The sequence below is a fragment of the Janthinobacterium sp. OK676 genome, from assembly GCF_900103595.1.
Classification (GTDB): domain Bacteria; phylum Pseudomonadota; class Gammaproteobacteria; order Burkholderiales; family Burkholderiaceae_D; genus Janthinobacterium.
In genome coordinates this window covers 44,188-55,770 of the sequence record NZ_FNHA01000007.1, presented here as the reverse complement: position 1 = coordinate 55,770, position 11,583 = coordinate 44,188, and the positions used below count along the sequence as shown (strand labels likewise).

General features: G+C 61.2%; 14 protein-coding genes. 6 read left to right on the top strand and 8 right to left on the bottom strand.

The genetic code is table 11. The features are described from left to right. The first annotated feature begins 52 nt into the window (after nucleotides 1-52). Entirely contained in the window at nucleotides 53-601 is a 549-nt protein-coding gene (locus BLU39_RS15085; protein ID WP_092714711.1) for a phosphohydrolase, read from the top strand. 362 nt (nucleotides 602-963) lie between these two features. Beyond that, the gene (locus BLU39_RS15080; protein WP_232731136.1) at nucleotides 964-1,563 is read left to right on the top strand and encodes a response regulator; all 600 of its coding nucleotides are present in this window, start codon (nucleotides 964-966) and stop codon (nucleotides 1,561-1,563) included. A 416-nt stretch (nucleotides 1,564-1,979) separates the two neighbouring features. On the opposite strand, the gene BLU39_RS15075 is transcribed toward BLU39_RS15080, so the two are convergent. Further along, a complete protein-coding gene (locus BLU39_RS15075) occupies nucleotides 1,980-2,201 on the bottom strand; it encodes a hypothetical protein (protein ID WP_223278779.1) in 222 nt (73 codons plus the stop codon). A gap of 265 nt (nucleotides 2,202-2,466) precedes the next feature. Here BLU39_RS15075 and BLU39_RS28630 point away from each other — a divergent pair, with 265 nt between their 5' ends. The 3 genes from BLU39_RS28630 (at nucleotide 2,467) to BLU39_RS15065 (ending at nucleotide 3,892) form a co-directional block, all read left to right on the top strand. Next, nucleotides 2,467-2,643 carry a hypothetical protein gene (locus BLU39_RS28630; RefSeq protein WP_175539321.1) on the top strand — a complete coding sequence of 59 codons (177 nt, stop codon included), beginning with the start codon at nucleotides 2,467-2,469 and terminating at the stop codon, nucleotides 2,641-2,643. Between the two features lie 80 nt (nucleotides 2,644-2,723). Then, the gene (locus tag BLU39_RS15070; protein ID WP_092714323.1) at nucleotides 2,724-3,311 is read left to right on the top strand and encodes a chromate transporter; all 588 of its coding nucleotides are present in this window, start codon (nucleotides 2,724-2,726) and stop codon (nucleotides 3,309-3,311) included. After that, entirely contained in the window at nucleotides 3,308-3,892 is a 585-nt protein-coding gene (locus tag BLU39_RS15065; protein WP_092714321.1) for a chromate transporter, read from the top strand. The genes BLU39_RS15070 and BLU39_RS15065 overlap by 4 nt, the downstream gene beginning before the upstream one ends. 2 nt (nucleotides 3,893-3,894) lie before the next feature. On the opposite strand, the gene urtE is transcribed toward BLU39_RS15065, so the two are convergent. From urtE to urtA, 5 genes are all read right to left on the bottom strand, one after another. Continuing rightward, nucleotides 3,895-4,593, bottom strand: coding sequence for an urea ABC transporter ATP-binding subunit UrtE (gene urtE / locus BLU39_RS15060; protein ID WP_092714319.1), 699 nt, complete (start codon nucleotides 4,591-4,593; stop codon nucleotides 3,895-3,897). A gap of 2 nt (nucleotides 4,594-4,595) precedes the next feature. Next, nucleotides 4,596-5,426, bottom strand: a complete 831-nt coding sequence (urtD, locus tag BLU39_RS15055; RefSeq protein ID WP_092714317.1) for an urea ABC transporter ATP-binding protein UrtD — start codon at nucleotides 5,424-5,426, stop codon at nucleotides 4,596-4,598. Beyond that, entirely contained in the window at nucleotides 5,423-6,544 is a 1,122-nt protein-coding gene (gene urtC, locus BLU39_RS15050) for an urea ABC transporter permease subunit UrtC (RefSeq protein WP_092714315.1), read from the bottom strand. Before urtC ends, urtD begins: the two co-directional genes overlap by 4 nt. Continuing rightward, nucleotides 6,541-8,127, bottom strand: coding sequence for an urea ABC transporter permease subunit UrtB (gene urtB, locus BLU39_RS15045; RefSeq protein ID WP_092714313.1), 1,587 nt, complete (start codon nucleotides 8,125-8,127; stop codon nucleotides 6,541-6,543). Before urtB ends, urtC begins: the two co-directional genes overlap by 4 nt. Before the next feature lie 125 nt (nucleotides 8,128-8,252). Next, nucleotides 8,253-9,506: an urea ABC transporter substrate-binding protein gene (urtA, locus tag BLU39_RS15040; RefSeq protein WP_092714311.1), complete on the bottom strand. Its 1,254-nt coding sequence runs from the start codon at nucleotides 9,504-9,506 to the stop codon at nucleotides 8,253-8,255. Between the two features lie 309 nt (nucleotides 9,507-9,815). On the opposite strand from urtA, the gene BLU39_RS15035 reads away from it, so the two are divergent. Beyond that, entirely contained in the window at nucleotides 9,816-10,010 is a 195-nt protein-coding gene (locus BLU39_RS15035) for a hypothetical protein (protein WP_139178297.1), read from the top strand. 75 nt (nucleotides 10,011-10,085) lie between these two features. On the opposite strand, the gene BLU39_RS15030 is transcribed toward BLU39_RS15035, so the two are convergent. Together BLU39_RS15030 and BLU39_RS15025 are read right to left on the bottom strand one after the other, a co-directional pair. Then, complete coding sequence (locus tag BLU39_RS15030) at nucleotides 10,086-10,868, bottom strand: DUF4349 domain-containing protein (protein ID WP_092714307.1); 783 nt, start codon at nucleotides 10,866-10,868, stop codon at nucleotides 10,086-10,088. 15 nt (nucleotides 10,869-10,883) lie between these two features. Next, a complete protein-coding gene (locus tag BLU39_RS15025) occupies nucleotides 10,884-11,483 on the bottom strand; it encodes a transglutaminase-like domain-containing protein (protein WP_092714305.1) in 600 nt (199 codons plus the stop codon). Nucleotides 11,484-11,583 lie beyond the last annotated feature (100 nt).

The following is an 11,583-nucleotide window of genomic DNA, read 5'->3' as shown; positions in this document are numbered from 1 at the left end:
CCATGCCATCGGGTGTACGATGAAGCATCTTGACCGTTCCGAGCAGCATGCCATGGCAATGATTACCACCGACTACGTTTCCACTTATTCAGGCAACCGTTTTTATCCCTTGCGTCCGCATATCGACAAGGTCGCCATCGAGGACATCGCCCACGGCCTCGCCTACCAGTGCCGCTTCAATGGACAGACGCAAGTGTTTTACTCGGTCGCCCAGCACAGCCTGATCGTCGCCGAACTGGTGCCGCCGCCCCAGCGCCTGGCCGCCCTGCTGCACGATGCGGCCGAAGCCTATCTGGGCGACATGGTGAAACCCTTGAAAGTGTTGTTGCCGGAATTTGCCGTGCTGGAAGACAAGGTCAGCGCCATCATCGCCGCCACCTATGGCCTGGATTTTTCCGATTACGCGCCCATCAAGCGGGCCGACCTGATCGCGCTGGCCACGGAAAAGCGCGACCTGATGCCGCACTCGGCCGAACGCTGGGCTTACCTTGACGGCATCGCACCCTTGCCCGGTATAATCGAAGCCATGGGTCCGGCAGAAGCCAAGCAGCGCTTCCTGCATGCATTCGCCCAGCTGGGCGGGCTTGAGCTTGCCGCATGAATGCTGGCACCTTGCCTCACAAACGGGCGCTAAGCTCCGGTTTTTGCACGGCTTTTTTAGATATCCACAGCAACTGTGGATAAAGTTGTTGATAAGCCCCTCTTGACAAGCCGCAACACCAGTATTGATGCGGGTTTCAACAATTTGCTGATTTCACAGGCAATTTTTTACCCCAATGAAATCAATGACTTGCAATCACGAATTTGCACCTGAGCAAAGTTACTTCACCACAATGAAAATATATTTTTCTGTGCATAAGCAGATCCGGCGCCAGACCGTCTTGTCTGAACAGCATTGTTTTGACAAACCCCGCAGACTGGCATAGTGTGGAGTAGCAAGCACGATCAACGGTGGATGGACGCATGAATATGGATAGCGATAGCGCCGCCAAGGGGGCGGACGAACCGGACTGGCTGGTCGACGAGCCGCTGGAACGGGCAGGCGCAGCGGCGGAATCTGCCACCGCGGCGCCATGGCGCGTGCTGATCGTCGATGACGATGTCGATGTGCATGTGGTGACCAAGTTCGCCCTCAGCCAGGCCAGCTTCCAGGGCCGCAGGCTGAGCTTTTTGCATGCGTATTCGGGCGCCGAGGCGCTGGCCTTGCTGCGCAGCACGCCCGATATCGCCGTCGTGCTGCTCGATGTGATCATGGAAACCCAGGATGCGGGGCTGCAAGTGGCGCGCCAGATCCGCGAGGAGCTGCACAACAGCGCCGTGCGCATCATCCTGCGCACGGGCCAGCCCGGCCAGGCGCTCGAGCACCGCATCATCATCGATTACGACATCAACGATTTCTGGTGCAAGACCGACCTGACCACGCGCAAGTTGTTTACCACCGTGATCGCCTCGCTGCGCACCTATGCCACCTTGCGCGAAGCGGAGCAGCAAGTCGCCGAACTGGCCGCCGCCCTGGCCCAGTGCGGCGATACGCCACCGAAGCCGGCCGGCGGTACGCCCTGAACACGGCCGCTACTTTCAGTCATAAAAACACGAGCACTGGATAGGCATACAGGCTTCCCGGATGCCCCATTTTGGCCCGTTTTGCCCGCCGCTTGCACTCGCTGGCCGACTCCGATTTCCTAAGTGGCGGATTGTTAAGCGCTTTTTCAGATATCCACACGGACTGTGGATATCTTTGTGGATAAGGGCCTATTGACAGCCTTCAAAGCCACAGCCGGTGCGGCTTTCAATAAACTGCTCAATCAAACAGCAAAAATAAAATCCATTAAAATCAAACACTTAGAAACTCACACATAATCACAGGAAAATTATTTCGCCAATTTCGTTAACCCATCATTTGTGCATAACTGAGCAGTAATGATCAATCCGACAACACCGGCTTAACGCTGCCGGCAACACAATTGCCGTGTGGATATTCAATGCACGGTCTGGCGGCGCTGCTCCGGATGCAGCAGCACGCGCTCGATCAGCTCCGGGGCGACATTGTATGACTTCAGGTATTCCAGCGCGCACAAGGTGCTGAAGGCAGCCTGCACGGCGATGCCCAGATTGACGATATCGCACATCTTCTGGTCGACGCGGGCGTGCAGCGCCACTGGCTTGACGGGCATGTGCAAGGTTTCTTGGGAACTCAGCATGATGAATGACTCCTGCGGAAGACAGACGTGGCGGGAAATGGCGGCGGAAAACGGTGCCGCGCCGGATGGCAGCGCGGAAGAGTGACAGCGAAAGTATTGCCGAAAAACGCGCGATGTCAATGCCAGCCAGTTATTCCCATGCAGTTTTTTTCTGATACACAAGGCCGCACACCTAAGACAGATCAAATACGGTGCCTGTCGCCAGCCTAGTATGGACTGGCTGCCATCGCGCGGCGTTCGCGCGGCATGGACGAGGAGAGACGACATGAATACAACACCCGAACCAGCGAAAAATCCCGGCGACGTGGCCCCTCCAGGCACGCCCGGTACCGGTGAAAACGTCTGCACGCATTGCCAGGGCCGGGGCGCCATGGCCGATGGCCAGCCCTGCCCCATGTGCGGGGGCACGGGCCTAGTCATCGCCGGCATCGGCGGGGGCTGAGCCATGCCTGGACACGGGCAAGGGAAATAAGTACGGACATAAGCATGGACAAGGCGAAGCAGGCACGGCGATAATCAGCCATGCCCGCACCTTCCACCTTTCCGCCCGACCTGCCCCGTCCGCAACCAGCTTCGCTTGCCGACCTGTTCTTCTCGTTCACCTGGCTGGCCCTGCAGGGCTTTGGCGGCGTGCTGGCCGTGATCCAGCGCGAAATGGTCGAGCGCAAGCGCTGGCTGACGCAGGAGGAGTTCCTCGAAGACTGGGCCGTTGCACAAATCATGCCCGGGCCGAATGTCGTCAACCTGTCCCTGATGGTGGGCGGGCGCTATTTCGGTTTGAAAGGCGCACTGACGGCGCTGGCCGGCATGCTGACCGCCCCGCTCGTCATCGTCCTCGTGCTGGGCGTGCTGTACACGCGCTTTGGTGACAATCCGCACATGGCGGGCGCTCTGCGCGGCATGGCGGCCGTCTCGGCCGGCATGATCGCCGCCACGGGCGTGAAACTGGCGACGGCGCTGACCAAGCATCCGCTGCCCTTGTGGCTGACCTTGTCCATCACCGTGCTGGGCGTGCTGATGGTGGCCGTGCTGCGCTGGCCCCTGCTGTACATCCTGCTGGGCCTGGGTGGCATCGGCTGCCTGCTCACGTATCGAAAGCTGTCCACATGAATCCGCCCCTGCAACTGGTGCTGAGCGCGGGCGACTGGCTGAACCTGTTCGGCCACTACCTGATGCTGTCGCTGATGTCGATCGGCGGCGCCATTTCGACCACTTCCGAAATGCACCGCTTCCTCGTCGAGCAGCACGGCTGGCTGACGCAGGCGCAATTCAACGAATCGATTGCCATCGCCCAGGCCGCGCCCGGCCCGAACGTGCTGTTCGTCGCCCTGATGGGCTGGAACGTGGGCATGAACGCGGGCAGCTACACGGCCGCCTACCTGGGCGTGTTCATCACCATGGTGGGCATCATGCTGCCCAGCACCACCCTGACCTACGTGGCGGCCCAGTGGGGCTACCGCAACCGCGACCTGCTCCCCGTGCGCGCCTTCAAGCAAGGCATGGCGCCCATCGTCGTCGCCCTCCTGATTTCCACGGGCATGATTTTGGGCGGCGCCAACCACGACATCCGCACGGACTGGCCCCTGTGGAGCCTGTCCATCATCACCGGCCTCATCATCTGGCGCACGAAGATCCATTTGTTGTGGCTGCTGGCGGCGGGCGCCGTGCTGGGCTGGTTCCAGCTCGTCTGACCTTACACGGCCAGGTGCCGCTTCACGTCCTCGCCATCCATCTGTTCCGCCTTGCCGCCGGCCACCACGCTGCCGCGCGACAACACGATGAATTCGTCGGCCAGTTCGCGGGCAAAGTCGAAATACTGTTCGCACAGCACGATGGCCATGTCGCCGCGCTGTTTCAACAATGAAATGACCCTGCCGATATCCTTGATGACGGAGGGTTGTATACCTTCCGTCGGCTCGTCGAAAATGATCAGATGCGGCTCGGCCAGCAGGGCGCGGGCGATGGCCAGTTGCTGCTGTTGTCCGCCGGACAAATCGCCGCCGCGCCGCTGCAGCATCTCCTTTAATACCGGGAACAGTTCATACACGTGGGGATCGATGCGCGACGCCTGCCTGCCCCGCTTCACCGCCATGCCCATCAGCAAGTTTTCCTCGACCGTCAGGCGCGCAAAGATGTCGCGCCCCTGCGGCACGTAAGCGATGCCCAGCTTGGCCCGCGCATGCGGCGTCAGCTTCGTGATGTCGCGCCCCTGGAACACCACCTTGCCCTGCGCCACGGGCAGCACGCCCATCAGGCATTTGAGCAAGGTCGTCTTGCCCACGCCATTACGCCCAAGCAAGGCGAGACATTCGCCCTTGCGCGCCGACAAACTGATGCCGCGCAAGGTGTGCGAGGAGCCATAGTATTGATTCAATTGCTCGACTTCCAGCATAGTTACCTTCCCAGATAGACTTCGATGACGCGCTCGTCGGCCTGCACTTCGTCCATGCGGCCCTGCGCCAGCACGGAACCTTCATGCAGCACGGTGACGATGCCTTGCTGGGCAATGTCCGTCACAAAACCCATGTCGTGTTCGACCACCATGATCGAATGCTTGCCGCGCAACTCATTGAGCAATTCCGCCGTGCGCGCCGTTTCCGCGTCCGACATGCCGGCCACGGGTTCATCGAGCAAGATCAGCTGCGGCTCCTGCATCAGCAGCATGCCGATTTCCAGCCACTGCTTTTGCCCATGCGACAGCAAACCGGCCGGCCGCGCCTCGTGGCCGTTGAGGCGGATCAGGCGCAAGATGGCTTCGATCCTGTCCGCCTGCTCGGACGTCAAACGGGCAAACAGGGTGGGCGCCACGCGCTTGTCCATCTTCATCGCCAGTTCCAAATTATCGAACACCGTGTGCTGCTCGAACACGGTGGGACGCTGGAACTTGCGGCCGATACCCGCGTGGGCGATCTGCGCTTCCGTCATGGTGGCCAGATTCATGGTCTGGCCAAACCAGGCCGTGCCGGAGGTGGGCCGCGTCTTGCCGGTGATCACATCCATCATCGTCGTCTTGCCCGCGCCATTCGGACCGATGATGCAGCGCAATTCGCCCACGGAAATATCGAGACTGAGCTTGTTGATGGCCTTGAAGCCGTCGAAGGACACGCTGATGTCTTCCAGGTACAAAATCGCGCCATGCGCCGTGTCGACGCCCTCGCCTTTGACGCGCGAATAGCTGGCGCCCGTTTCCGTGCCGGCCATGCCGGGCAACATGCGGATACTCATGCGGCCTCCTCTGCCACGACGGCCGTTTTCCTGCGTTTGAGCTTGCTCAACACACCGAGCATGCCTTGCTGCATGAACAGGGTGACGACGATGAACAGCAGGCCCAGCGCGAACAGCCACAGTTCCGGCAAGGCGGCCGTGAACCAGCTTTTCAAGCCGTTGACGGTAAATGCGCCCAGGATGGGGCCGATCAAAGTACCGCGCCCGCCGACGGCCACCCACACGACCATTTCGATGGAGTTCGCCGGCGACATTTCGGACGGGTTGATGATGCCCACCTGCGGCACGTACAGGGCGCCGGCGATGCCGCACAGCACGGCCGACAAGGTCCACACGAACAGCTTGAACCACAGCGGGTTGTAGCCGAGGAACATCAAGCGCGCTTCGCTGTCGCGTACGCCCTGCAGCACCCTGCCCAGTTTCGAGCGGACGATGGCGCGTGCGCCGATCAAGGCCGCCAGCAGGAAGGCCAGGGTCAGCAGGAACAGCACGGCCCGGGTGGCGGGCGCCGTGATGTCATGGCCAAGGATGGTCTTGAAGTCCGTGAAACCGTTGTTGCCGCCAAAGCCAGTGTCATTGCGGAAAAACAGCAGCATGAAGGCATACGTCATCGCCTGCGTGATGATGGAAAAATACACGCCCTTGATGCGTGAGCGAAACGCAAAGTAACCGAAGACAAAGGCCAGCACGCCCGGCACCAGCACGACGAGCGCCATGCAGTACCAGAAATGTTCCGTGAAAGCCCAGTACCAGGGGTAGGTTTTCCAGTCGAGAAAGACCATGAAATCGGGCAAGCTGCTGTGATACTGGCCCTGGTCGCCGATGGCGCGCATCAGATACATGCCGTGCGCATACGCGCCCAAGGCAAAGAACACGCCGTGGCCCAGGGACAGGATGCCCGTGTAGCCCCAGACGAGGTCCAGCGCCAGCGCGGCCAGCGCATAGCACATGAACTTGCCCACCAGCGCCACCGTGTAGGCGGACACGTGCAGCGCATGGCCTTCGGCAAACGCCAGATTAAAAATCGGCAACAGCGCCGCCAGCAGCGTGCATGCGGCAATGGCCAGCCAGACGGGCCGCGTGAACAGGCCCTGCTTGGATTGATAGGAGGTAGTCATTCGACGCTGCGTCCCTTCATGGCAAACAGGCCCTGCGGCCGGCGCTGGATGAAAATGATGATGAACACGAGAATGGCGATCTTCGCCAGCACGGCGCCCGCCACCGGTTCGAGGAATTTGTTCACTTCGCCCAGCCCCAGCGCGGCGATCACGGTGCCGGCCAGCTGACCCACGCCACCGAGCACCACCACCATGAAGGAATCGACGATGTAGCTTTGGCCCAGGTCCGGCCCCACATTGCCCAGCTGCGACAGGGCCACGCCACCGAGCCCGGCGATGCCGGAACCGAGGCCGAAGGTCAGCATGTCGACCTTGCCCGTGGCCACGCCCACGCAATCGGCCATGCGGCGGTTTTGCGTCACGGCCCGCACGAACAGGCCCAGCCGTGTCTTGTTGAGAATCAGCCACACGGCCACGACGACAACAAAGGCAAAGCCGATGATGGCCAGGCGGTTGTACGGCAGCACGAGGCCGCCCAGCACCGTGACGCCGCCCGACATCCACGCGGGATTGGCCACTTCCACGTTTTGCGCGCCGAAGATCGTGCGCACCGTCTGCATGAGGATGAGGCTGATGCCCCAGGTGGCCAGCAGGGTTTCCAGCGGCCGCCCGTACAGCCAGCGGATGACCGTGCGCTCAAGCGCCACGCCCACCAGTCCCGCGACGAAAAAGGCGGCCGGCAAGGCGGCCAGCAGATAGGCATCCTGCAGGCCAGGCAGATAGGTGCGGAAGAACAGCTGGCACAGATACGTCGTGTACGCGCCTATCATCAGCAATTCGCCATGCGCCATGTTGATGATGCCCATCAAGCCGAAGGTGATGGCCAGCCCCAAGGCGGCCAGCAGCAGCACGCTACCCAGCGAAATGCCGTAGAACACATTGCCGGCGAATTCCATGCGCGCCACTCGTCCCTTGATCTGACCCATGGTGTCGATGGCGGCCAGCTGCACTACTTCGTCCGGCTCGCCCCCTTTCTCCAGCATGGCTTGCAGCACGGGCAGCAGTCGGGCATCGCTGCTGCCCGCCAGATCTTGCACGGCCTGCTTGCGCGTGGCGGCGTCTGGCGCGTGCAGGTTGGCGCTGGCGATCAGCACTTGCAATATCTGCTGGATCTCGGCATCGCTCTCTTGCGCCAGCGCCTTGTGGATCAGGGGCAACTGCGCCGGATCAACGGATTGCTGCAGCGCCTGCGCGGCGGCCAGCCGCGTGCTCCGCTCGGGCGCCAGCAGTTTCAGCCCAGACAAAGCGCCCGCCACGGCCGAGCGCAAGCGGTTGTTGACCATGACGCCGTCGATGCCCTCGGGCAGCGGCACGCTCTTGCTGGTCGACGGGTCATACGCCTGCTCGCCGTCGACGATGTAGACCTTGCCGTCGGGTGCGGCATATAGCTGATCGTCCTGCAAGGCTTGCAGTACCCTGGCCGCCTCTGGCGTGGCCAGGGCGGCGATCTGCGCGACGGCGGCGACCCTTGTATCGGGGTCGTCGCCGGATAGCGGTTTGAGCAGGTCGGGGGAAATGGCTGCCTGCGCCAGCGAGGAGAACAGCAGGCAGGCGAGGACCAGCAGTTTGGGGATGAACCTCATTGTAAGTTCCATGGAAAAACTGCACGGGGCGAGTTCGCTTACCCCAAAGGCGAGGACTGGGGTCGGATGGGGACGCCTAGTCCCTCAGGGTCCGACCCCGGCATTTGCTGGTGGGTAATAGCGCCCTACAACTTCTGCTTGCCCTCATTCCCCTTGATAAACGGGCTCCACGGCTGGGCGCGTATCGGTTCCTTGGTTTTCCACACGACATTGAATTGCCCATCAGCCTTGATCTCGCCGATCATCACGGGCTTGTGCAGGTGGTGATTCGTCGCATCCATGGTCAGGGTGAAGCCGGACGGCGCCTTGACGCTCTGGCCGGCCATGGCGGCGATCACCTTGTCCGTGTCCGTTGACTTGGCTTTTTCCACGGCTTGCGCCCACATGTGGATGCCGACATAGGTCGCTTCCATCGGGTCGTTCGTCACGACCGAACCGGCGTTCGGCAGTTTTTGTGCCACGGCGTACGCCTTCCACTGCTTGATGAACGCGGCATTCACGGGGTTCTTGACGGATTCAAAGTAATTCCACGCCGCCAGATGGCCAAGCAGCGGCTTGGTATCGATGCCGCGCAACTCTTCCTCTCCCACGGAAAACGCGACGACAGGCACGTCCGTGGCTTTCAAGCCCGCATTGCCCAGTTCCTTGTAGAACGGCACGTTCGAGTCGCCATTGATGGTGGAAATGACGGCCGTCTTGCCGCCCGTGGAAAACTTCTTGATGTTGGCGACGATGGTTTGATAGTCGGCATGGCCGAACGGCGTGTAGACCTCGCTGATATCGCTATCCTTGACGCCCTTGCTTTTCAGGAAGGCGCGCAGGATCTTGTTGGTGGTGCGCGGATACACGTAATCCGTACCCAGCAGCACGAAGCGCTTGGCGCCGCCGCCATCCTTGCTCATCAGGTATTCCACGGCGGGAATGGCCTGCTGGTTCGGCGCGGCGCCCGTATAGAACACGTTCTTTTCCAGTTCCTCGCCTTCGTATTGCACCGGGTAAAACAGCAGGCTGTTGAGTTCCTTGAACACAGGCAAGACGGATTTGCGCGACACGGATGTCCAGCAGCCGAACACGACGGCAACCTTGTCCTGCGCCACCAGCTGGCGCGCTTTTTCCGCGAACAAAGGCCAGTTCGACGCCGGGTCGACGACGACAGGCTCGAGCTTCTTGCCCAGCACGCCGCCCTTGGCGTTGATCTCGGCAATCGTCATCAAGGCCACGTCTTTCAGCGACGTTTCGGAAATGGCCATGGTGCCCGACAGCGAGTGCAAAATGCCCACCTTGATCGTATCGGCGGCCAGGGCTGCCTGCATATAGGTGGACGTGGCCAGGGCCAGTGCGCCGGCGGCGGCCGCTTTCAGGATGATGCGTCGTGACATGGGGACTCCTGTGATGGGTTCGTGGGGGTCGAGCTGGGCATACGATGTTGTTAAAGCAGAATGCATGCCAGGTACATTGCCCTGCAGTGGAGAGCACTGGGAGACAGGGTGGCGCGCGGCCCACCGTTTTGGTGCAGCAGCGCCACTTCCTGGGGAATCCGGAGTTATCTAAAAACTAATTGAGCTTTCTTGATAAGCGCACTAAGATATGACTCTCTTGCGTCGCATTGCCTGGCGGCGTAAGTAAACATGAAATCAGCGCGGTACTTGCTTCTTTCCCTTTACTTCACTCACTTAGGTAGTTCACTCATGAAAAATATGATCGCGGGCGCGTGCGCCCTGTTGCTGTTGAGCGCATGCGCCGCACCTACGGCCCCGGCGGGTGGCATCAGCACGAGCCAGGTCAAGGTCGACGATGAAGGCAGTACGGGCAGCAATATCAAGAAACGCCCGAAAAAAGCGGCCGAAGTCGTGTCTGCCAACACTTCGAACCATCACGCTTGATCAAGCTGCGGCAAGCATGTAACGCCGCTCCAGGGCCTGCCGAGTGCAGGCCCTGTTCACATCTGCGGTGCGCGCCTAGCGCTTGATGCCGCGCAAACGGCGCCAGCCCTTGCGTCCCAGCGGGAACAGCAGCACGAAAGCGATCAGCCACGGCAGGATGTAGGCCATGGCCGTGATGGCGTTGGCCACGCCTTCCGACAGGTTGTCCGTGAAATTGCCCAGCGAGCGCTTGACGGGCGTCCAGAACGATTGTTTGCCTTCGGCGCTGATGGCCACGTTCAGCAAGTCCGTATCGATGCGCTGCATCAACAGCGCGTCGGCCGCCGTCGCCTGCTCCAGCTCGACTTGCACGGTGGCCAGTTCCTTGGTCACCTTGATCAGGGCATCGACATTCGTGCCCGAGCGTTTTTCCAGGTCTTGCAGCTGGGCCTGGTATTGCCTGAGCATCTCCAGGCGCTTCTTGCTGTCAAGCACGGGGCGGCCCAGGTCTTCCACCTTGGTGCCCTGGCTGGTGACGTCGCCTTCGGCCGCGACCAGCGCGACGAGCTTTTTGATGCCGGCCGGCTTGGCGCGCATGCTGATGCGCGCATGCACGTAGCGGCCGCTGTCGAGGCTGGAATCGAGCAGCAGACAGCCGTTTTCCGTATCGGCCTTGCAGGCGGCGACCACTTTTTCATACAGGGGCCGCACTTGCGCCTCGCGCGTATCGACGCCGACATTATGTTCATAGGCCAGAAACTCGCTGCCCTTTTCCTTGCCATCGAGACGCGCGGCGCTCGATTGCCCGCCGCTCTCGCCCTTGCCGCCGCAACCGGCCAGCAGCATCAGGCCGATCAGACCCACATACACTTTTTTCATGATTTTTTTCCTGGATTATTTTTGCAGCGGCAGCAATGTGATATCGGGCAAGTGCGCCGCCACGTCCTGCACGGTGGCGTATTGCGTCAGCGACGCCACCACCTGCGGCAGCGGTTCCGCCCAGATTTCCGGCAAGTCGCGTTCCTCGGGCGCCAGCACGGGAAAGGCCAGCTGCTCGCGTGGCGGCGTGAAGGCGGCATCGACGCCGGGCTTGTTGCCGCGCGCATCGATGCGGTACCAGCCAAACTCCTGCAGATACACGGCATTCAAACCATGCAGGCAAAACGGCGGCCCCACTTCGCCCACGGCCAGGCGCTGGTAGCACAGGCCGGCGGGAATGCCGTTGGCGCGCAGCAGCGCGGCCAGCAGATGGCTCTTCGCATAACAGTATCCCGTGCCATGCTGCAAGACGTCGGAAGCGCGGCAAGTGACGGGATTGCGCTTGTAATCCCAGCTGTGGGCCACCTCGTCGCGCACGAAGGCAAAGCAGCGGGCCGCGATGGCGGCGTCGCCCACGGCACCTGCCGCCAGTTCGGCCGCCCTGGCACGCACGGCCGGATGGTCGCTGTCGATATACAGGCTGCTGCCTAGATAGGGGGAAAAGTCGGTAGACATGGCATAAAGGCAAGGCGAAAAGATAATGCGCGATTTTAGTCGAAGCGGCGCAACATTCACCGTTTCTTTGCGCAGGAACAAAGAAAATCCACGCGCCGGA